The sequence below is a fragment of the Winogradskyella sp. HaHa_3_26 genome (genome assembly GCF_019278425.1).
Classification (GTDB): domain Bacteria; phylum Bacteroidota; class Bacteroidia; order Flavobacteriales; family Flavobacteriaceae; genus Winogradskyella; species Winogradskyella undariae.
The window spans coordinates 2105656-2127908 of record NZ_CP058981.1 but is presented as its reverse complement, the minus strand read 5'-3'; the positions used below and the strand labels follow the sequence as shown (position 1 = coordinate 2127908).

The 22253-nt window shown below is 32.4% G+C and carries 15 protein-coding genes and 1 pseudogene; 9 read left to right on the top strand and 7 right to left on the bottom strand.

Annotation, left to right across the window (positions count from 1 at the left end):
- Positions 1–32 precede the first annotated feature (32 nt).
- The 5 genes from H0I32_RS09180 to H0I32_RS09160 all read left to right on the top strand — a co-directional run bounded on the left by H0I32_RS09180 (position 33) and on the right by H0I32_RS09160 (position 6691).
- Positions 33–3074 carry a leucine--tRNA ligase gene (locus H0I32_RS09180; RefSeq protein ID WP_179313575.1) on the top strand — a complete coding sequence of 1014 codons (3042 nt, stop codon included), beginning with the start codon at positions 33–35 and terminating at the stop codon, positions 3072–3074.
- Positions 3075–3198: 124 nt separating this feature from the next.
- The gene (locus H0I32_RS09175; RefSeq protein ID WP_179313576.1) at positions 3199–3621 is read left to right on the top strand and encodes a hypothetical protein; all 423 of its coding nucleotides are present in this window, start codon (positions 3199–3201) and stop codon (positions 3619–3621) included.
- Between the two features lie 338 nt (positions 3622–3959).
- Positions 3960–5060, top strand: coding sequence for an alanine dehydrogenase (gene ald / locus H0I32_RS09170; protein WP_179313577.1), 1101 nt, complete (start codon positions 3960–3962; stop codon positions 5058–5060).
- Positions 5061–5169: 109 nt separating this feature from the next.
- Positions 5170–5865, top strand: a complete 696-nt coding sequence (locus tag H0I32_RS09165) for a zinc metallopeptidase (protein WP_173586589.1) — start codon at positions 5170–5172, stop codon at positions 5863–5865.
- A gap of 106 nt (positions 5866–5971) precedes the next feature.
- Positions 5972–6691 carry a Bax inhibitor-1 family protein gene (locus H0I32_RS09160; protein ID WP_179313578.1) on the top strand — a complete coding sequence of 240 codons (720 nt, stop codon included), beginning with the start codon at positions 5972–5974 and terminating at the stop codon, positions 6689–6691.
- A gap of 63 nt (positions 6692–6754) precedes the next feature.
- Here H0I32_RS09160 and H0I32_RS09155 read toward each other — a convergent pair whose 3' ends face one another.
- Positions 6755–8299, bottom strand: a complete 1545-nt coding sequence (locus H0I32_RS09155; protein WP_179313579.1) for a ribonuclease E/G — start codon at positions 8297–8299, stop codon at positions 6755–6757.
- Positions 8300–8771: 472 nt separating this feature from the next.
- On the bottom strand, positions 8772–9089 hold the full coding sequence (locus H0I32_RS09150; RefSeq protein WP_256928803.1) for an HU family DNA-binding protein: 318 nt from the start codon (positions 9087–9089) through the stop codon (positions 8772–8774).
- 109 nt (positions 9090–9198) lie between these two features.
- Between H0I32_RS09150 and mutY the strand changes: the two genes are divergently transcribed.
- From mutY to gldD, 4 genes are all read left to right on the top strand, one after another.
- Entirely contained in the window at positions 9199–10239 is a 1041-nt protein-coding gene (mutY, locus tag H0I32_RS09145; protein ID WP_179313580.1) for an A/G-specific adenine glycosylase, read from the top strand.
- Positions 10240–10329: 90 nt separating this feature from the next.
- A complete protein-coding gene (locus tag H0I32_RS09140; protein ID WP_179313581.1) occupies positions 10330–10773 on the top strand; it encodes a single-stranded DNA-binding protein in 444 nt (147 codons plus the stop codon).
- A 20-nt stretch (positions 10774–10793) separates the two neighbouring features.
- On the top strand, positions 10794–12113 hold the full coding sequence (locus H0I32_RS09135) for a gliding motility-associated protein GldE (protein WP_179313582.1): 1320 nt from the start codon (positions 10794–10796) through the stop codon (positions 12111–12113).
- A gap of 105 nt (positions 12114–12218) precedes the next feature.
- Positions 12219–12785 carry a gliding motility lipoprotein GldD gene (gene gldD, locus H0I32_RS09130; protein ID WP_179313583.1) on the top strand — a complete coding sequence of 189 codons (567 nt, stop codon included), beginning with the start codon at positions 12219–12221 and terminating at the stop codon, positions 12783–12785.
- Between the two features lie 339 nt (positions 12786–13124).
- Here the strand turns inward: gldD and H0I32_RS09125 are convergent, their stop codons facing one another.
- The 5 genes and pseudogenes from H0I32_RS09125 to H0I32_RS09105 all read right to left on the bottom strand — a co-directional run bounded on the left by H0I32_RS09125 (position 13125) and on the right by H0I32_RS09105 (position 22249).
- Positions 13125–15731: a TonB-dependent receptor gene (locus H0I32_RS09125; protein ID WP_179313584.1), complete on the bottom strand. Its 2607-nt coding sequence runs from the start codon at positions 15729–15731 to the stop codon at positions 13125–13127.
- Positions 15732–15893: 162 nt separating this feature from the next.
- A pseudogene (gene pgi, locus H0I32_RS09120) lies at positions 15894–16379 on the bottom strand (glucose-6-phosphate isomerase); the annotation flags it as partial.
- Between the two features lie 96 nt (positions 16380–16475).
- Positions 16476–19136: a TonB-dependent receptor gene (locus tag H0I32_RS09115; protein ID WP_173586186.1), complete on the bottom strand. Its 2661-nt coding sequence runs from the start codon at positions 19134–19136 to the stop codon at positions 16476–16478.
- 150 nt (positions 19137–19286) lie between these two features.
- Positions 19287–20933, bottom strand: a complete 1647-nt coding sequence (gene pgi / locus H0I32_RS09110; protein ID WP_179313585.1) for a glucose-6-phosphate isomerase — start codon at positions 20931–20933, stop codon at positions 19287–19289.
- Positions 20934–20941: 8 nt separating this feature from the next.
- Positions 20942–22249, bottom strand: a complete 1308-nt coding sequence (locus H0I32_RS09105; RefSeq protein ID WP_179313586.1) for a peptidoglycan DD-metalloendopeptidase family protein — start codon at positions 22247–22249, stop codon at positions 20942–20944.
- Positions 22250–22253: the final 4 nt, after the last annotated feature.

The window sequence follows — 22253 nt, the reverse complement described above, 5'->3', positions numbered from 1 at the left end:
ATTTGTAGCTTCATTACAAGGAAAACAAGACAATGACATACGATTTTAACAGCATAGAAAAAAAGTGGCAAGACTACTGGGCAAAAAACGAAACGTTTAAAGCCTCAAACAACAGTGATAAACCAAAATATTACGTTTTGGATATGTTCCCTTATCCTTCAGGAGCAGGTTTACATGTTGGCCACCCACTAGGTTATATTGCTAGTGATATCTATGCGCGTTACAAACGTCATAAAGGTTTTAATGTACTACACCCCCAAGGTTACGATAGTTTTGGTTTACCTGCAGAACAGTATGCTATTCAAACAGGGCAACATCCGGCGGTTACTACAGAAACGAACATTAATACCTACAGAAGACAGTTAGACCAAATTGGTTTTTCTTTCGATTGGAGTCGTGAAGTACGCACCTCTAATCCTGAATATTACAAATGGACACAGTGGATTTTCATTCAATTATTTGAGTCTTGGTATAATAATGACACAAATAAATCTGAAGCAATTGACACCTTAATTTCAAAATTTGAAGTAGAAGGAAATGCTACAGTAAATGCAGCTTGTGATGATAATATTGAGCCTTTTACAGTTGAAGAATGGAATAATTACACCTCAGAAGAACAACAAAGCATTCTTTTAAAATACAGATTAACATATTTAGCCGAAACGGAAGTGAACTGGTGTCCTGCATTAGGAACTGTTTTAGCAAATGACGAAATAGTAAATGGCGTTTCCGAACGTGGTGGACATCCTGTTGTTCGTAAAAAAATGACACAATGGAGTATGCGAATTTCTGCTTATGCAGAACGTTTACTACAAGGTTTAGATACGATTGATTGGACAGACTCTTTAAAAGAAAGTCAACGTAATTGGATTGGTAAATCCGTTGGAGCATCAGTATCATTCAACGTAAATGGTTATGATGATATTATTGATGTCTTCACTACAAGACCAGATACTATTTTTGGTGTGTCTTTTATGACCTTAGCACCAGAGCACGAATTAGTTTCTAAAATTACAACAACAGAACAAAAAGAAGCGGTTGAAGCTTATATTGAAAAAACAGCAAAACGTAGCGAACGCGATCGTATGGCCGATGTAAAAACCATTTCTGGTGTATTTACTGGCGCCTATGCAGAACATCCATTTTCTAAAGAACCTATTCCGATCTGGATTGGCGATTACGTGTTAGCAAGCTACGGAACAGGTGCCGTTATGGCGGTTCCTTGTGGTGACCAACGTGATTACGATTTTGCAAAGCATTTTGATATTGCCATTCCAAATATATTTGAAGGTGCAGATATTTCTGAAGAAGCTTATGCCTCTAAAGACAATGTAAAAATTACAAATAGTGATTTCCTTAACGGCATGAACTACAAAAAAGCCTCTAAACTGGCCATTTACCAATTAGAGCAATTAGGACAAGGAGAAGGAAAAACAAATTACCGTTTACGTGATGCTGTTTTTTCTCGTCAACGTTATTGGGGTGAACCTTTCCCAGTGTATTATGTAAACGACAAACCTCAAATGATTGATGCGGCGCATTTACCAATTAGACTTCCTGAAGTTGAAAAGTATTTACCAACCGAAGAAGGCGAACCTCCTTTAGGACGTGCAGATGTTTGGGCTTGGGATACGGAAACCAATACTGTAGTTTCTAATGCTAAAATTAACAATACAACCATTCATCCTTTAGAGCTTAATACCATGCCAGGTTGGGCAGGGAGTTCTTGGTATTTCTTCCGTTATATGGAAGATGCAGCTAATAGAGATGGTGTTTTTGCAAGTGAAGACGCGCTTAAGTATTGGGAAAATGTAGATTTATATATTGGTGGTAGCGAACATGCTACAGGTCACCTACTTTATTCGCGTTTTTGGGTGAAATTACTAAAAGATAGAGGTTTTGTAAATGTTGAAGAGCCTTTTAAAAAGTTGATTAACCAAGGGATGATACTTGGGACCAGTGCTTTTGTTTATAGAGTTAAACTAAATGCAAACCCTTTAGGAACATATGAACGTGGAGATGATAAAAAAACGAAGAAATATACTGAAGAAATTAACAAGTTATTACCTTCAATATATATATCTAAAGATCTTTTTGAAGGAAAATCTCTAAGCGAGTTTAGCGACTATTTTAAAGAAAACTACTCAAAAACATATCTAACTAAAGAAGTATTAGAAAAAATTGAATTATTAAAAGAAAATGATAGTTCATTAACACTAATTAGTATCCATATTCAAAACGTTGATAAATTGCACGTTAAAGTCCAATATGTTAATGCTTCAGATGAATTAGATATTGAAGGTTTAAAAAATGACGGAGAATTTGGCGAAGATTTTAAAAATGCAGAATTTATTCTTGAACAAGGTGTTTATAAAGTAGGAAGAGATGTTGAAAAAATGTCGAAATCTAAATACAACGTGGTAAACCCAGATAGTATTTGTGAAGATTACGGAGCAGACAGCCTAAGACTCTACGAAATGTTCTTAGGTCCTTTAGAACAATACAAACCTTGGAATACAGCTGGTATTACAGGAGCACATAATTTCCTAAAAAAATTATGGAAGTTATATGCAAATGATAATGGTTTAAAAGTGAATGACACAAAACCAACTGCAGACAACTTAAAAACATTACATAAAACCATTAAAAAAGTAGAAGCAGATATTGAGAGTTTCTCATTTAACACCTCAGTTTCTACATTTATGATTGCTGTAAATGAGTTAACCACTCAAAAATGTACAAGCAAAGATATTTTAGAACCTTTATTGGTTTTAATTTCGCCTTATGCGCCACATATTGCAGAGGAATTATGGTCGCAATTAGGACATACTGAATCTATCTCAACAGCTCCTTTTCCTAAATTTGACGCAAGTCATTTAATAGAAAGCAGTAAAGAATATCCAATTTCTTTTAATGGTAAGATGCGTTTTACTTTAGAATTACCAATGGACATGAGCAAAGATGATATTGAAAAAACCGTTTTAGCTCACGAAAAAACAATTGCACAATTAGATGGTAGAACACCTAAAAAAGTCATTGTGGTTCCTGGCAAAATTGTAAATATTGTTGGGTAAACCTATAAAACATACCATCATAACTTTAATGCCAATTTTAGGTTAATTTTAAAGTTATGATGGTTATGTAACCAACTACCAACAGATTTATTTAATTCGATAATTTAAATAAAAGACTCATACCATGTTTTTAGACCAACCATTACCTAAAAAGAAGCGTAAAAGTCTTAAGGATTATTTTGATTTTCGTAATAATCAAACAAATCAAATTGGCTTAATATTCTTTTCTGCTTTTGTTATTAGCACCTCTTTACATTTCTTTTTTGAAAACCGCTTTACTGAAGAACAATGGAAAACAAAACCAATGACACGAAGCAAAATTGTAGATGATCTTATTGAGTCGCAGATTTTATTGTACGAATCGAAATCTAATGTTATAAAACGACTAGGTGAACCCGATAGAGTTTTAACAACCGAAAAAGACATTATGCTCTACGAACTTGGTCTAGCACCACAACACTACAAAAACCAAGCAGAACATTTGTACATTGAGTTTATTAATGAAACCGTTTCTAAAGTATCTATAGCAATGTATGAATATAAATAAGTTTGATAAAAGACCTTAGTTAAAATTCTGTAGCCATAATTTTACAATCCCACTTTCTTCTTAATATTTTATTATTAACAGAATATCATATTGCCTTCAAAATCAAACTGATTTTTAATAGTTTTTAAAATAAAAGCTTCATAATATTAATTCAGTAAAAGTGATTTCAAATTAACTATCAAATTTGGAACAACAGCTTTATTAATAGTAATTTTCGAAAGCTATTATTCATAAAATCTACAAAACAATGAAATGAGCTTAATTAAAAAGTGGATTCATATCTATATTTTTATTGGCAAATTTCATTTAACAGATTTAATAAATTAAAAAATATAAAAATGAAAATCGGAGTTCCAAAGGAAATCAAAAACAATGAAAACAGAGTCGGTATGACACCTTCTGGAGTTTTCGAATTAACCAAAAACAAACATATTGTATATGTTCAAAAAGATGCAGGTTGTGGTAGTGGTTTCTCGGATTTAGATTATATAAATGCTGGTGGTATTATTTTAGATACTATAATAGACGTTTATGCTTCTAGCGATATGATTGTAAAAGTAAAAGAACCTATTGCGGAAGAATATCCATTAATACAAGCACATCATGTTGTGTTTACTTATTTTCATTTTGCTTCTAGCGAGCCTTTAACTAAAGCAATGCTAAAAAGTGAATCTGTTTGTATTGCTTACGAAACAGTTGAAGACAAAGATGGTTCATTGCCATTATTAACACCAATGTCTGAAGTTGCAGGAAGAATGGCGATTCAGCAAGGTGCAAAATATTTAGAAAAACCAATTAAAGGTCGTGGTGTGTTATTGGGTGGAGTTCCAGGTGTACCTCCAGGCAAAGTTTTAATTTTAGGAGCTGGTATTGTAGGAATTCAAGCCGCTAAAATGGCTGCTGGTTTAGGCGCTCAGGTTACCGTTATGGATATAAACATGAAACAATTACGTTATGTCAATGATGTAATGCCTAGCCATGTGGTTACAGAGTTTTCAAGTGAATACAATATTAGAAAGCGTATTAAGGATCACGATTTAATTATTGGTGGTGTGTTAGTAAGAGGAGCGGTTGCACCAAAATTAATTACTAGAGATATGCTTAAAGACATGCGTCCTGGAACTGTTTTAGTAGATGTAGCTGTAGATCAAGGCGGTTGTATGGAAACCACTAAAGCAACAACTCACGAAGATCCTACTTTTATTATTGATGATGTGGTGCACTACTGTGTTGCAAATATGCCAGGTGCCGTACCTTATACATCGACTTTAGCATTAACTAACGTAACATTACCTTACGTATTACGTTTGGCCAATGAAGGATGGGAAAAAGCCTGTAAACATGACAAGACATTAGCTAAAGGACTTAACATTGTTAAAGGAAAAATTGTTTATGAAGAAATAGCCGAAGCTTTTAATTGGTCTATTGACGCTATGTAACACAAGCAATTACGTTTTACTGACAAAATTTCTTAACTCAAATTTGGCTTACTATTTGCTATTCATTTATTAAATTTACATGAATTAAAAATTTCAGATTATGAGTGGAATGATGGGATATTATATATTAATTGGTGCAATTGCATTAGTAAGTTGGTTAGTAAGTAACCAACTAAAACGCAAATTCGCTAAGTATTCTAAAGTGCAATTGAGAAATGGATTATCAGGAAGAGAGATTGCAGAAAAAATGTTAGCTGATAATGGTATATATGATGTGCAAGTAATTTCTACACCAGGACAATTAACAGATCATTATAACCCAAAAAATAAAACAGTGAACTTAAGTGAATCTGTATATAACAAAAGAAATGCGGCTTCAGCAGCAGTTGCAGCGCACGAATGTGGACACGCCGTACAACATGCACAAGCTTATAGCGCATTAGGTATGCGTTCTGCGTTAGTACCAATTGTAAGCGTAACATCAGGAATGTCGCAATGGCTTGTTATTGGTGGTTTAATCTTAGTTTCTGCTCTAGGAGTAGGATTAGGCTATTGGGTTGCAGTTGCCGGTTTAGTGTTTATGGGATTTGCTACGTTATTTAGTTTTATTACTTTACCCGTAGAATACGATGCAAGTAATAGAGCATTAGCATGGTTAAAAAACAAGAATATGCTAACACCAGACGAATATAAAGGTTCTGAAGACGCACTTAAATGGGCTGCAAGAACTTATTTAGTTGCTGCTATTGGTGCATTAGCATCTTTATTATATTGGGCACTACAAGTATTTGGTGGCAGAGATTAATTTTACAAATACAATTATAATAAAAGAGCTTTGAGGAATCAAAGCTCTTTTTATTTGAAATACAAAAGAAAATATTTATCTTGAAAACCTCAAATCAAATTAAACTATGGACAATCAATTCCCTTACCAATCATCAGAAAAAATAATGCTAAGTAATATTTCTGAAGTTGAACGTGTTGCATTTTATAAAAAGACTTATGGACACGTAGCAGGAGGTGTATTAGCATTTATTTTATTCGAATACCTATTACTACAAAGTGAAACCGTAGTGAGTTTTATGCTGTCTATGACACAAGGCTATAAGTGGTTACTCTTACTTGGTGGTTTTATGGTAGCTACAAATTTCGCAGAAGGGATGGCTATGAAAACTTCAGATAAAAACACACAGTACTTAGCTTACGGTATTTATATCTTTTTTGAAGCATTAATTTTTGTACCTATGCTGTATATAGTAACACAATTAATGGGATCTTCTGGTACAGAAATTCTTTATCAGGCCTCTATTGTTACTTTGGCATTATTTACAGGACTAACAGCTGTTGTTTTATTGACTAAGAAAGACTTTTCATTCTTAAAAACAGGATTAACAATTGGGTTCTTTATTGCTATTGGTTTAATTATAGCAGGAACAATTTTTGGATTTAATTTAGGCTTATGGTTTTCTGTAGGAATGTGTTTATTAGCAGGAGGATCTATTCTATATCAAACTTCTAACCTAGTTAAGAAATATGGTGTTGAAGATTATATCCCAGCAGCATTAGGTTTATTTGCTTCTTTAATGTTGTTGTTCTGGTATATACTTAGAATATTTATGTCTAGAGATTAGTCCTTAATTATATAAAAAACAAAAGCCCAACTGAAAGTTTCAGTTGGGCTTTTTTAATAGATATTATTTGATTTTGTCACCATTTTCATCAAAAAAATGATATTCAAGATAAGTGTAAGCATCTCTAGGTAATATTTTTACCCATTTTTTGTGTTCAATAAACCACTTTGAACGAACTGATGGAAACCCTTTGGTTAAAAAGGCAGCAATAAAAGGGTGAATATTAAGAGTCACCTTTTTATGATCTTTTTTGAAAATTCGCTGAAGGTCTTGATTAATACGTTCCACCACTTTAATTGGTGCTTCGATTTCATCTCCTCCTATATTGTCCGGATTTTCTTCTTTTGTTTTAATATTGCGTTCTGGCCTAACGCGCTGTCTGGTTATTTGCACTAATCCAAACTTACTCGGCGGCAATATTTTATGCTTTGCTTTATCATCTTTCATCTCATCTCTAAGATAATTGAAAAGCTTTTTTCTGTTCTCAGCAACTCCCATATCGATAAAATCGACAACTATTATGCCTCCCATATCACGTAAACGTAATTGTCTGGCAATTTCTTGGGCTGAGATCATGTTGACTTCTAAGGCTGTATCTTCTTGGTTTTTTTCTTTGTTAGAACGGTTTCCACTATTAACATCTACAACGTGTAGTGCTTCAGTGTGCTCTATTACCAAGTAAGCACCTTTTGCCATAGATACAGTTCTACCAAATGATGTTTTAATTTGACGTTCTATGCCAAATTTTTCAAAGATTGGAACATCATTTTTATAGTACTTCACTATTGATTCTTTATTTGGTGCAATTTGCTGCACGTAATCTTTTACCTGTACATACATTTCTTCATCATCCACAACAATACCAGAGAATGAATCATTAAAAATATCTCTCAAAATTGAGGATGCTTTGTTCATTTCTCCCAATACTTTAGTTGGGTGATTTGCTTTGTACAATTTTTTACACATTGCTGTCCATCGACCCAGCAAGTTCTGTAAATCACTATCTAGCTCGGCAACTTTTTTGCCTTCTGCTACAGTACGAATAATAACTCCAAATCCCTTAGGTGTGATACTTTTTACAAGTCTTTTTAAGCGATCTTTTTCTTCTTGAGAGTCAATTTTTTGTGAGATTGAAATTCGGTTAGAAAAAGGCACCAAGACAATATATCTTCCTGCAATAGACAATTCTGAACTAATGCGGGGTCCTTTTGTAGAGATTGGTTCTTTTACTACTTGTACTAATATGGATTGGTTAGATTTAATGGCATTTGCAATAGTACCATTTTTATCTAAATCCTTTTCCATAGGAAAATCCTTAAGGGTATAATCCTTTAGTTTCCCTGTGCTTACACGTTTAATGAATTTTAAAAGCGATGGCAATTGCGGTCCTAGATCATGATAGTGTAAAAAACCATCTTTCTCATACCCTACGTTAACAAACGCAGCGTTTAAACCTGGCATAACCTTACGTATTTTGGCAATAAAAATATCACCTACCGCAAAGTTGTTGTCATCATCGTCTTTATGTAATTCAATAAGTTTTCCATCTTTTAATAAGGCAAAATCAACAATATCAGAACTCGATCTAACGATTAATTCATTGTTCATAATGTCAATTTAAATCTAACTCTTAATTGAGATAGATAGATGTTACTAAATTATTTGACACAGGATGTAATATCCAATAAATTTAGAAACACTCTATTAAATGCTTTCTAAATTCTATATCAAAGAACGTTTCTTTTAAATAAAACTCATATTAAATTTTTCAATCACCTTAAAATAATATAAAGCGATAATCATAAAACAGTTTTCTTACTTACAGCTAGGCCATAACTTTTGAAAAAAATCTATAAGAATACCTATTTTAATTTCTTTTAGGGTAAAGGAAAAAATCAATATGAGTCAAAACTGAAAAAAGTAGTTTCAGAACTACTTTTTTCAATTTATTTCTTTTTATGACGATTAGCGCGTCTACGTTTTTTACGCTTGTGAGTCGCTACCTTGTGTCTTTTTCTTTTTTTACCACTTGGCATAATAAATAATGCTTTTTAAATTAATATTTTGTTTAAATGCTCTCTTAGTTTACCTCAACATTAGATTTAACGCCTTCTAAAAATACTTTAGCAGGTTTAAATGCAGGGATGTTGTGTGCAGGAATTTTTATTGTAGTATTTTTTGAAATATTACGACCTGTTTTTTCAGCTCTTGTTTTAATAATAAAACTTCCGAAACCTCTTAAATAAACGTTATCTCCGCTTTCTAAAGACGTTTTAACTTCCTCCATGAAGGTTTCAACAGTGGCTTGAACGTCACCTTTTTCTATACCTAATTTATCAGATATTTTCGCTACCAAATCAGCTTTTGTCATTTTTGTTACTAGTTTTAAGGTTACTATAAATTCTAAGGGATGCAAATATAGGCAATTTAATTTCAATTCATCAAGCGTAATTAATTAAAATTTAACACAATAAACATTTAGTTTTGCTTTTAATTAAAAAAGCGCAATGGAATTCAAAAATGAACTAATCAATTGGTACTCAGTAAAAAAAAGAGAGTTACCATGGCGAGGAACCAACAACCCCTACTACATTTGGCTATCAGAAATTATTTTACAGCAGACACAAATTAAACAAGGGTTGCCTTATTATGAAGAATTTGTTACCCAATATCCAACAATTTTCGACCTTTCGAATGCTTCGGAAACCTCAATTTTAAAATTATGGCAAGGTTTAGGCTATTATTCTAGAGCTAGAAATCTTCATGCTACAGCAAAACATATCGTTAATGAACTTAAAGGGGAGTTTCCTAATAACTATAAAGACTTATTAAAATTAAAAGGAATTGGTGATTATACGGCAAGCGCCATTTCTTCAATTGCATTTAATGAAGTTGCAGCTGTGGTAGATGGGAATGTTTATCGTGTATTATCGCGTTATTTTGGTATTAAAACCGCAATTAATTCAACTTTAGGAATTAAAGAATTTAAAGCCTTAGCAACTTCTTTAATAGACAAAGAACAACCTGCAACTTATAATCAAGCCATAATGGAGTTTGGCGCATTACAATGCAAACCTAAAAATCCAGATTGCAAAACTTGCCCACTTAAAGATAGCTGTGTTGCCCTAGAGAAGGATTTAATAGGTGAGTTACCTTTAAAACTAAAGAAAACAAAAGTCACTACTAAGTATTTTAATTTTATGGTTTGTATTGACAGTCACAAACAGACTTTAATTGAAAAACGAACACATAAAGGTATTTGGCATAATCTTTATCAATTCCCTTTAATTGAATCTGATAAAAGTTTAACCTCAGAGGAGTTTCATCTATTAAATACTAAGAATACTTTTTTAGAAACCATAGAGTTTGATTATTCCTTATATAATGAAATAGATATTGTACATAAGCTATCGCATCAGCACCTTCATACTAAATTTTGGATTATTGAAACAAATTCAGCTCCAGAAGGCGCGATATCTATAGATTCTTTAACAGAATATCCTGTTCCTGCACTTATAAATGACTTTATAATTCGGTTCAAATTTTAGAAACTTAAAGAAATCACATTTTTTTAGTACTTTTAGTCTAAGAGTTACGCAATTGAGTAACTTTGTAGATTATTTAAAAAACGAATTATTATGTCTGGAACCTTAAATAAAGTGATGCTGATTGGAAACTTAGGAGACGAAGTTAAAATGCACTATTTTGATGATAAAAATTGCGTAGGTCGTTTCCCTATTGCTACCAGCGAAAGCTACACAAGTAAGCAAACAAACGAACGTATTACAAATACTGAATGGCATAATATCGTTGTTAGGAATAAAGCTGCAGAAATTTGTGAAAAATATCTTTCTAAAGGTGACAAGATCTATATTGAAGGCCGTATTAAAACTAGAAAATGGACAGATGATAAAGGTATGGAGCGCTATTCTGTCGAGATTCAATGTGACGACTTTACTTTTTTAACACCAAAAGGAGAGCAACAGCAGCCTAAAAATCCCTCGACATCAAATACAAAACCTCAACCTCAAGGACCTACAACCAAAAACGTAGAATCTGAAGCTGACGATTTGCCATTTTAATCACTAAATATTAATTTATCTTGGACCCAGAACCCACGGTTTTATTTTCAACTTTACTCATAACTGACACTTCTTTTATTACTAGTATAATTATACTAATCGTTTTACTAACGTGTTCTGCTTTAATTTCAGGAGCAGAAGTTGCTCTATTTTCTCTAACCAAATCTGATTTAAATGAAGGTTTAGAAAATAAATCTCATGCAATGCAAATTATTGCCTCACTATTAGAGCGACCAAAAAAACTATTGGCTACCATTTTAGTTGCTAACAACTTTATAAATATAGCTGTCGTTTTATTATTCTCTTATATAGGAGAAACGCTTTTCTTTAATATCACAAACCCACTTTTTAGATTTCTATTAGAGGTTGTCTCTGCTACATTTTTAATTTTGTTGTTTGGAGAAATAATCCCTAAAATCTATGCCAACAGAAATAGTGTAAAGTTTTCATCGTTTATGGCGCGACCATTACGCGTTTTAGATGTTATTTTTTCGCCTTTAAGCCTACCAATGCGCTATGTTACAATTCTTATTCATAATAAATTTGGTAAACAACGCTCTAATCTAAGTGTCGATCAATTATCACAAGCTTTAAAACTAACAGTTAATCAAGACACCACACAAGAAGAACAAAAACTACTTCAAGGTATTGTCTCTTTTGGAAACACTGATACAAAACAAGTGATGCGACCAAGGATGGATTTGTTTGCATTAAGAATAGATACCCCTTACGAAAACATAATAAAGCAAATTATTGAAAATGGGTATTCTAGAATTCCTGTTTACGAAGAAAGTATAGATACTATAATAGGTGTACTTTACGTTAAAGATTTATTACCACACTTGAACAAAAAGACATTTGATTGGACTACAATTTTAAAAGAACCTTTCTTTGTTCCTGAAAATAAAAAGTTAGATGATTTAATGGTAGAGTTTCAAACCAAAAAAGTCCATTTAGCTGTTGTTGTTGATGAATATGGAGGAACTTCTGGATTGGTTTCACTTGAAGATATTATTGAAGAAATTGTTGGAGATATTAGTGATGAGTATGACGACGACGACCTTGTATACACCAAATTAAACAACAATAATTATAGCTTTGAAGGTAAAACACCTCTAAAGGATGTTTATAAAATCGTTAATATTGGAAATGACGCAGAACTTTTTGAAACACAAAAAGGTGAAGCTGAAACACTTGCTGGTTTTGTTTTAGAAATCTCAGGTGGATTTCCAAGAATAGGAAGTAAAATAAATTTTGAAAATTATATTTTTACAATTGAAGCCCTAGAACGTAAACGTATAAAACAAATTAAGTTAACCTTGTTAGATAGACAAGCATAGATAAGCGCTCTAAAAGGTATTATCATTTAGAAGAATTATTAATAATAAGCCACATCCTTTTACTGGACAGATATAGAAGCTTACCAAAAACAATAAATAAAACACATGAAACTAATAGCTCTACCAATTTTAAGCCTATTTCTATTAAGTTGCGGTAATGACACATTACCAAAACCAAAAGGCCACTTAAGGTTAGAATACCCAAAGGCTATTTACGAAGAAGCTATTGTACCATTACCTTTTACTTTTGAAAAAAACAAACTTTCAGACCCTATAAAAACGGTAAAGTCAACAAAGAACACAAATGGTATTGATATTAATTACTCCAGCTTAAAAGCAACGATTTACCTTACTTACAAAGATGTAAATGGCAATATAGATAGTTTACTGAAGGACGCTCAGAATCTCACACAAAAACACACTATTAAAGCAGACGCTATTTCTCACAATACTTTTGAAAATAGTGAATCTAATGTTTATGGAATGTTATATGAAATAGATGGTAATGCCGCTTCACAATCTCAGTTTTATGTTACAGACAGTACAAAACACTTTTTAAGTGGCTCGCTTTATTTCTATGCCAAACCTAATTACGATTCTATTTATCCTGCTGCGGAATACTTAAAGAAAGATATTAAGCGTATTATGGAAACAGTACGCTGGAAGGAATAAACATCATACAAATAACATCTTTTTCTTTTTACTCCACTTATTTCTTGTAACTATTATAGGAGACTAGATTCCTGTGAATTATCCCAAAAGACAAAAACAGCCTTTCTTTACGCGGTTTTCTTAATCAGTAATCTAACAAGAGCTTACTTACAAAACTTCTTACTTCACTTATACTGTACGAGCTAAGCATACTCATTAAACTTTATATAAGACCTACTGAGTCCTTAAATTAAGAATATAGCATCCGCACTATATAGTAAAATGAGTGTTAAATATATTTCATAAAAAAAGACTGTCTTTTCAGACAGCCTTTTATATATAATTTAAATGATCTTAGATTTAGAATACAAATCTGATTCCAAAGTTCCAAGTTCTTAAGTTTCCAAAATACACTTGGTTAGTTTGATTAATTCCTAAATAAGTTTCATCTCCAGCTTCAACTTTGTTAGCTGTACTAGACTGAGAGATATACTCTTCGTTTAATAAGTTATTTACGTTAAATCTGAAGTTTACAGAATTAGTTTTATCTTTTCCTACTAACATTTTATAAGAAAGACCTAAATCCATAACACCAAAGTTAGGTAGCTCTAAATTTTCTTTAATAGCTCCAACATCAGCATATAATTTGTCATAATATCTGTAATCTGCATCAATAGACAATCCTTTAACAATTGTATAATCAGCTCCTAAACCAAAAGTTGTTTGAGCAGCACCTCCTACTTCACCACCATCAACATCTTCAAGCTCAACTGATAACGTTTCAAGAGCTTCATTTCTGATAGTTGTTTGAGAATCACCTACGTATTCCCACTGACCAACTGAAGCAAAACCTTTAATTCTAAGAGCATCAAAAGGCTTGTAGCTTAATTGAAGTTCAGCTCCTGAGTGTAATTGCTCGACACCTTCGTTAGTTCTGTAAAGTAATTCATTAGTATCTTCATCCGTATAAGAAGAAGACTCAACACGATCTTTCCAGTTTGTTCTGTATAAATCTAAAGCTACAGAGAATGCAGATGATGTATATGTATACCCAACTTCTAAACCAAGTATTTTTTCATTTTCAGTTAAAGGGTTAACCTCATTAGTATAGTTTAAGTAAATATTATCATGGTAAGGCTGACGTGAGTAATAACCTCCATTTACATATATTTTACTGTTATTACCAATAGCATAACTACCACCAGCTTTAACATTGAAACCTGTATTGTTAATTGTTTCAGATTCCTCATTAGCCTCGTCATAGTTAAATCTATCCCATCTTACGTGACTTTGATTAGAAACTGCTCCTTGAAAAAATGTAGAAAAATTATCTGTAGCGTACTCTAATTGACCAAATACACCACCATAGTTTATACGCTCATCATAATCGTAATCGATTCTTTGATCTTCGTCTGCAAAATCAAACACTGTAGACCAAGGGTTTATGCTATATGTATTAGATACAACATAACCATCTGGGTACTGTGAGCTATTAACCCCTTCATTATACCCATTTAGACCTAATAAATCAACTAATTGTCTAAAGTGAGTTCCTTTATATGTACGTAAATCAGCACCTAAATTCATACTAATATTATCTGTAAGTTCAGTTTCATAATTAGTCACTAAACCATACCAAGCATGATTATTCATAGAAGCTCTAATTGCAGAACCTTCATAATTATAAACACTATCATCAGAGATACCAATACCACCAGCTACAGATTGATTAGCTGCTACTGTAGCATCCCAATCAACATGACCGTCATCAGTAGATGCCGTGTAAGCTCCGTAACCTCCGGTTCCACCTCCACGTCCCCATGAAGCATAAAGTACAGTAGATAAACTAGATTTTTCACTGATATTCCAATCCCAGTTTAAGTTAGTCACTGGTTTGTGGTAAAAGTTAGTTCTTAAACTAAGGTATTCACCATTACGGTAACCATAGTTATAGTTATATTTTTTACCATATTGTAAATACTGAGAAATAGATTTTCTATAGTTTTGATCATGTTGTTGAGGCGCACCTGTAACTAAAAAGTTTAAGTTATGCTTTTCGTTTATTTTATAACCAAATGAAATAAAATAAGTTTGTCCTTCACCTTGAGTACCTAAGTTATACCCATCACCTTGCCAATGAGACAACATAACCGTTGCACCAAATCCTTTTTCATTAAGCCCTGTACTATAACCTAAAGAAGTTTTAAGGTAATTATTGTAACCTGTAGTTACAGCAGCAAAACCACCTTCTCTTTTATCTGTAGCTTTAGTAACAAAGTTTACAGTACCACCAACAGAAGAAATTGCTAATTTAGAAGATCCTAAACCCCTTTGAATTTGTACTGCACTAGCAATATCTGAAATACCAGACCAGTTAGACCAATACATTTTACCATCTTCCATACCATTAATTGGTTGTCCATTTAATAAGAACGCTGTATTATCTTGGTCAAAACCACGAACACGTATGTTAGAATCACCAAAACCACTTTCTCCTCCTGCAACATAAACAGATGGTGTATTCACTAAAGTTGTAGTTACATCTCCAGCACCAATTTTTTGCTGAATTTCAGATGCCTTAATTGTAGACACAGCAACGGGTGTATCTCTACCGTCAGCTAAATCAATAATACCTGTACCAACAACAACAACTTCATCTAAGCTGCTATCTGGACTTAATACAATAGTTCCTAAATCAATATTACCACTAAAAGCAAATGTTTGAGAAGTAAAACCTACATAAGAAATTACAACTTCTCCAGTTGAAGATGATGTTGATATAGAAAATTTACCATCAAAATCAGTTGTTGCACCATCTGTTGTTCCTTTTACAACAGCATTAGCTCCTGGGAGCGGTGAATTCATTTCACTATCCACTATTTTACCAGTGATAGTGGTTTGAGCATACATTGCTGATGACACGAGGGCAAAAACAGCAATAAATAAAAATTGATTAAATTTTTTCATCTTAAAATTTAAGTTAATTGGTTTTTAATTAGCGCAAAATTACGCAATACAACAGCTATAACATTAACTTAATGTTAACAATTGAGTATTGTGAAGATAAATTATAGAATCAACAAAAATTATAGAAACTCAATCAATTTTACGAAAACTTTTTAACAATTATTAACAATTATTCACACAAAAAGCCAATAAATTTTGCGTAGATGCATCATGATCGGCGTCTTTACTCGCTTTTTTAAGCTCATCTAAGATAGATTTTGCAAGTTATTTACCTAACTCAACACCAAACTGATCGTAGCTATAAATGTTCAAAATTATGCCTTGAACGAAGATTTTATGCTCATACATAGCAATTAATTTCCCTAAACTCTCCGGTGTTAGTTTCTGAATCAACAAAGAAGTTGTTGGTTTTTTCCTTCAAAAACTTTAAAAGGAACCAATGTAGATATCGCTTCTTTAGACATAGACTTACCTTCAAATTCAGCTAAAACTTCAGCTTCTGTTTTACCATTGATTAAAGCTACTGTTTGCGCAAAGTAATTAGACATCAATTTATCATGATGATCTTTATTACCATATACATGGCTCTACATATCCAATAAAAACTGTTTGAATTAGTTTAGTCTCTTTATATATGAGTATAAAAAATATTTAGCGAAAGAATAATTATTTCATTTAAAAACTTTTTACAAAAAAAAAGGTAGCCATGTGGCTACCTTTTTTTAATATGCTGTAGTAAATAGGTTAGAAATTATAACGTAAACTTGCGTTAAATGTTCTTCCTATTCCTAAATAATACCCAAAAGCATCTTTTTGATTAATATAAGACTCATCAAGTAGATTATAAATATTAGCTCTGAAAGTTAAAGGATTATCACCTAAAGTAAATCTATATGTTAAACCTGCATCTAATAAAGAATAAGATGGTAATTTAATAGAATCATAAACATTACCAGATAAAGCCGCATCAGCAACATCTGCAGGATCTACAAATTCATATAAACCGTTATAAATGTTATAATCTAAATCTATAGAAAGCCCATTAAATATCTCAGCTTTAACACCAAAACCAAAAGATGTTTGTGGTGCATTACCAATTTTAACATCTGTTAAATCTATATTTCCATCTGTAGTAATAAAATCTCCCGTATCATCATTTTGCAAAGTGTATGGTGTTTCTCCATCATATTTCCAATCTCCTAAAGAACCAAATACTCTAAATGACCATGCCCCATTTAGAGGACGGTATTCCATATCAAACTCTACTCCTTTATGTGTTTGAGCAACATCCGTTAATCTATAAGTACTTAACTCGTCATCACTAGAACTTAAGCCACCCTCACCATCTATAATACCATCAGCACCTGGCTGAACTGGTCCATCTGTAGAAAGAAATCTATTACCCCATTCTGTACTATAAACATCAATGTTTATTCTCAAAGTTCTATTTTTAAAACGGTAACCTCCTTCAAAACCCGTAATCTCTTCATTATCTACATCTGGCTCTGAAAGTGCATTATCATACCTCACATTACTAAAAATATTATCTAAGAAAGGTTGACGTGAGTAAAAACCTGCATTAGCAAAAACAGAATGCTTGGTATTAATTTTATAAGCCAAACCTCCTTTAATATTATATCCTTCTTTACTTATTTTGTCAGACTTCCCTAAACCGTTTCCTGTTCCTATAAAAAACCCTTCTCTTTGGTAAGATTGTGTTGATACAGCCCCTTGAACAAATGCAGAAAAATTATCATTAGAATATTCTGCTTGACCAAACCCTCCTATATATTGAATTACTTCTTCATAGTTATAATCATACCTTTGATCATTATCTGCAGAGTTAAATAATGAAGACCACGGATCGGCATCAAAAGTTTCAGTTATTACATAATCACTAGGACGACTTGTGCTTGAATTATCATTGTAACCATCTAAACCTAATGTGTTTTCTAATTGTCTAAAGTGCATACCATTATAAGTTCTAGCATCTACACCGAAATTCATTGACCAATTTTCATTAGCCTCATACTCTAAACTAGATAATAGACCGTACCAATTATGATTATTTATTGAAGAACGTCTTAAATAAGAGTCATCAGATGTACCATACTGACCTCCATTAATGGTTGTTGCGGTTGCAATGTTATTCAATTCTATTTGATCAAAATCAATTTCTTCAGCATTTAAACCATCTCCGCCAACTCTAACTCTACCACTACCAACATTACCGGTTCCTCCACCACGACCCCATGATGCATATAAAACAGTAGATAAATCTAATTTCTCGTTAATACTTAAATCCCAGTTTAAGTTAGCAACTGGTTTGTGGTAAAAGTTACGACGTTCTGTATAGCGTTCACCTTCGTAAAAACCTGTATTACTGTTTGCTTTATCACCATAGTCTTGATAAAACTCAAGATCTTGAGAAAAATTTTGATCGTGCCATTGCGGAGCTCCTGTTAACAAGAAGTTGAATGTGTTTTTTTCGTTTGGCTTATAACCAACTGAAAACATATAGTTTTGTCCTTGACCTGCAGTACCAATTGAATATTTTCTATGTGCTTGCCAATGATCTAATAACACAGAAAACGCCCATCCTTTTTCACTTAAACCAGAATCGTAACCAATTGAACTTTTAACATAACTATCATTACCTCCTAAAAATCTTACAAATCCACCTTTTTGTTTATCTGTTGTCTTAGACACAATGTTTACTGTACCTCCAACAGAAGAAATAGCTAATTTTGAAGATCCTAACCCTCTTTGAACCTGTACTACATTAGCAACATCTGACATACCTGACCAGTTAGACCAATACATTGCTCCGTCTTCCATACCATTAATTGGTTGACCATTTAATAAATAAGCTGTGTTTGTTTGATCAAAACCTCTTAAGAAAATCTGGCTATCACCAAATCCCCCAGCTTGGTTTGAAACGTACACAGAAGGAGTATTCTTCATAGATTCTCCAAATTCAACGTTACCAGATGACTTTAATCGAATATCTCTTCCACTAATAGTAGAAACTGCAACAGGTGTTTCTCTACTATTTGCTAAATCAATTACCCTCGTACCAACAAGTACAACTTCATCCAAAGAACTATCTAGGCTTAAAAAGATAGTACCAAAGTCGGTATTACCATTAAATTTCAACGTTTTACTTTCAAACCCAACGTAAGAAATTACAATTTCACCCGACTTTTCCTTTGTTAATAATGTGAATTCTCCTGTGAAATCTGTATCAACCCCATTTTCTGTATAATACTCTATAATATTAGCCCCTGGAAGTGCTGAATTTGTCTCAGCATCTATTATTTTCCCGGTAATAGTACTTTGAGCAAATGTTACTGTAGTAAACAACGTAATTACAGCTAAGAGTAAAAATTGATTAAAATTTTTCATTATAAAATTATCAGTTAATTGTTTTTACAGAAGCAAAATTACATAATACAATAGTCCTACTAATAATTAAATGTTATTAATTACTCACATAGAAAAATAAATATAGAATTAACAAATCTTAACAATTAATATTTAAAATAATTACAATTTTTAACAATTACTCATATAAAAAGCCAATAAATTTTGCGTAGAGGCATCATGACTGGCGTCTTTACTCGCTTTATTAAGCTCATCTAGTATAGATTTTGCGAGTTGTTTACCTAACTCAACACCGAATTGATCGTAACTATAAATGTTCCAAACGATGCCTTGAACAAATATTTTATGCTCATACATAGCAATTAATTTCCCTAAACTCTCTGGTGTTAGCTTCTGAATTAATAAAGAAGTTGTTGGTTTATTACCTTCAAATATTTTGAATGGTGCCAATGTAGAAATTGCTTCTTTAGACATAGATTTACCTTCAAACTCTGCTAAAACTTCTGCTTCTGTTTTACCATTCATTAAAGCTTCTGTTTGCGCAAAGTAATTAGACATCAATTTATCATGATGATCCTTATTGCCATATAATGAATTTACAAAACCAATAAAGTCTGTAGGAATAAGTTTTGTTCCTTGGTGAATTAATTGAAAAAAGGCATGTTGAGAATTTGTTCCTGGTTCTCCCCAAATTAAAGTACCTGTTTGGTAATTTACTTTATTACCATCTCTGTCTACACTTTTACCATTACTTTCCATAATACCTTGTTGAAGGTAAGTTGCAAACTGGTTTAAATATTGTGTATAAGGAATAATTGCTTCGCTTTCTGATTGAAAGAAGTTATTATACCAAACGGTTAATAATGCTGAAATTACAGGGATGTTTTGATCAAAGTCGGCCGTTTTAAAATGCGTATCCATTTTATGCGCTCCGTCTAATAAACTTTCAAAATGCTTGTAACCTAAAGCTAAACTAATAGAAAGACCAACAGCACTCCAAAGTGAGAATCGTCCGCCTACCCAATCCTTCATCGGGAAAATATTTTCTTCATCAATCCCAAAAGCTTTTACGCTTTCAATATTAGTAGAAACAGCAACAAAATGCTTAGAAACGGCTTCTTGAGGTAAAGATTCTAAAAACCAAGCTCTAATAGAATTAGCATTAGAAAGTGTTTCTTGTGTTGTAAATGTTTTAGAAACAATTACAAAAAGTGTTGTTTCTGGATCTAAATTTTTTATAATTTCCTGGTAATGATCACCATCTACATTACTAACAAAATGTGTTTCTAATTGGTTTTTATAAAACTGTAGTGAATCTACTACCATTGCTGGCCCAAGATCTGAACCTCCAATACCAATATTTACAACATCAGTGATTGCTTTGCCAGTAAAACCTTTATGATCACCATTAACAACAGAATTTGTAAACGCTTCAATTTTTCGTTTTACTTCATGGATTTCAGGAATAACATTTTCTCCATCTACTAAAATCTCAGCATCTTCGGGTGCTCTTAAAGCGGTATGTAAAACTGCTCTACCTTCTGTAGCATTAATTATATCTCCATCAAAATACTTAGAAATGGCATCTTTTAGATCTAACTCATTTGCTAATTCTAAAAGTAAACTTACCGTTTCTTTTGTAATTCTATTTTTAGAAAAATCTGCATAAAAATCATCCCACTTAACCGTTAGGTCGTTTGCCCTTTCAGCATCAGAACTAAATAAATCTTTTAAATGTTTAGATTTAATATCTTCAAAATGTGCTTGTAATTTTCCCCAAGCTTTTGTTGTGGTCGGATTGGTTGCTTTTAATGCCATAATTTTAATTATAAAATTGGATCTTCAGTTATTGTGTTTTCAGTTTCCTTAGGTTCTGCTTCTAAGAAAAAGATATTATCGAGTTGTTTTCTTATTGGTTTAATATGCTCTAAGTATTTCACCTTTAGACTATCGGAGATTGGTTCTGCATCGGGCAATTCCTCTTTAAAAGGATCTACTTGTTTTCCATTTTTCCAGAAACGATAACATACGTGTGGACCTCCAGTATTACCTGTCATACCTACGTAACCAATAATATCACCTTGTTTAACATATTCACCTTTTTTTACATTTTGATTTCTCATATGTAAATATTGTGTGCTGTAAGTAGCGTTGTGTCTAATTTTTACAAATTTACCATTACCACCACGTCTTGTAGACTCTATAACGGTTCCGTTAGCTGTTGCCATAATAGGCGTACCAATTGGTGCTGCAAAATCAGTTCCTTTGTGTGGACGTACTTTGTAACCATAAACAGCTATACGCCTTGTTAAATTATAGCGCGAAGAAATACGGCTAAATTGAACAGGTGCTTTTAAGAAGGCACGACGTAAATTTTTAGCATCTTCATTAAAATAATCTCTAATACCTTTTATTGAATCGGTTTCAAATTGAAACGCATATAATGAATCTCCGTTATGCTCAAAATAAGCAGCTTTCACATCTTTAATTCCTGCATAAATAGTATCATCAATATATTTATCAGTGTAGATAACCTTAAAGCGATCCCCTTTTTGTAAACGTCTAAAATCTATAGTCCATGCATAAATTTCATCGGCCATTTTATAAGCTAATCTTTGGCTCAATCCTTTTTCTTCTAATGTTGCAGAAATACTACTTTCTATAACTCCGGTTGCTGTTTTTTCAACATAAGTTATTTTCTTTCTGCTCTTATAAGCATGAATAGAATCTTTTAACCCAATAACAACATAATCTATTTGATTTGGTTGATAGATAAATGTACTTGGACTTGGGAGACTATCTTTTTCTGATCCTTTTGAATATAATAAAGTGTAAGGTCTACCAGCACGCAAGTTCCTAATATCAAAAGTATCTTTGGTCGTTTCTGCAATTTGAAAAATATTAGGATACCCAATATTGTTTCGTTGCATAATTTCACCAAAACTATCACCAGATTTAATGGTGTCTCGTTTTACAATGTAATTATTGATATCGAAACCAAATTCTAGAATTTTTTCTTCTTCAGCAATTTCTGCTTGTTCTTTTTCGTAGGCAGACTTTGCAGAATCATCATCTTTACATGACCATAAACTAATTGCAATAATGAATATTGCTAAACTTTTTTTTAATTGCATTAAT